1 protein-coding gene is annotated in these 1,408 nt (G+C 76.4%); it reads left to right on the top strand.

The annotated features are described in order from the left end of the window. On the top strand, positions 1-1,406 hold a 1,406-nt coding region (locus FNX44_RS26885; RefSeq protein ID WP_143651568.1), incomplete at its 5' end, for a nitrosuccinate lyase. Between the last annotated feature and the right edge of the window lie 2 nt (positions 1,407-1,408).

Below are 1,408 nucleotides of genomic sequence, written 5' to 3'. Positions count from 1 at the left end.
CCGCCCCCGCCGCGAGCCCCCCGGCACCCGACGCCGGGCTGCTCTCACCGGTCCGGGCCGGTACACCGGTCGAGGACGCCGTCTCCGACACCGCCTGGCTGCGCGCCATGCTCGACGCGGAGGCCGCGCTCGCCCGCGCCCAGGCCAGGCTCGGCACGCTCCCCGAGTCCGCCGCCGCCGCGATCACCGCGGCGGCACGGGGGAACGGCGTCGACCTCGTCACCGTCGCCAGGGGCGCCCGGGAGACCGCGAACCCCGTCGTCGGACTAGTCGCCGCGCTCACCGACGCCGTGGCCCGACTCGACCCGGCCGCCGCCGAGTTCGTCCACCGGGGTTCCACCAGCCAGGACATCTTCGACACCGCCGCGATGCTGGTCGCCCGCCGCGCCCTGCGCCTGCTCCACGCCGACCTGCGGCGCTGCGAACGCTCCCTGCGCCGACTGGCCCTCGCGCACCGGGACACGCCCATGCCCGGCCGCACCCTCACCCTGCACGCCGTGCCCACCACCTTCGGCCTCAAGGCCGCCGGGTGGCGACAACTCGTACTCGACGCCGCGCGACGCGTCGCCCGCCTTCTGGACGAGGGACTGCCGCACTCCCTCGGCGGCGCCGCCGGCACCCTCGCCGGCTACCTCGCCACCGCCCCGGCGGAACCCGACTACCCGGCCCGTCTCGCCGCCGCGTTCGCCGACGAGACCGGGCTACGCGCCCCGACCCTCCCGTGGCACAGCCTGCGCACCCCCGTCGCCGACCTCGCCGCCGTCCTCTCCCTCACCGCGGGCGCCCTCGGCAAGATCGCCGTCGACGTGCAGTCGTTGGCCAGGACCGAGGTCGGCGAGGTCGCCGAACCCCGCGGCGGCGGGGCCGGCCGGGGCGCCTCCTCGGCGATGCCGCACAAACGCAACCCGGTGCTCGCCACCCTCATCCGCAGCGCCGCCCTTCAAGTCCCGGCCTACGCAGGTGTGTTGACCGGCTGCCTGCTCTCCGAGGACGAACGCTCGGGCGGGGCATGGCACGCCGAGTGGCAGCCCCTCCGTGAATGCCTCAGACTCACCGGCGGCGCCGCCCACACCGCCGTGGAACTCACCGAGGGGCTGGTCGTCGACCCCGCCCGGATGCGCGCCAACCTCCGCCTCACCGGTGGGCAGATCGCCACCGAACGCCTCGCCGCCGCCCTCGCCCCACGCCTCGGAAAACACGCCGCCAAGGCCCTGCTCACCGAAGCCGCCACCCGCGCCGACCGGACGGGCCGCAAGCTGGCCGCCATCCTCCACGAGAACCCCGACGTCGCCGCCCTGCTGACCCCCGGCCGACTGGCGCAACTCCTCGACCCCGAGCGCTACACCGGCGCCGCCGCGGAACTCGTCGACGCCGCCCTCGCCGACCACCACCCCGGAGACACCTGACC

Source organism: Streptomyces alkaliterrae (assembly GCF_007097205.2).
GTDB lineage: Bacteria > Actinomycetota > Actinomycetes > Streptomycetales > Streptomycetaceae > Streptomyces > Streptomyces alkaliterrae.
Note: the sequence above shows the minus strand (reverse complement) of the source record. Positions and strands in the feature narration are given on the sequence as shown.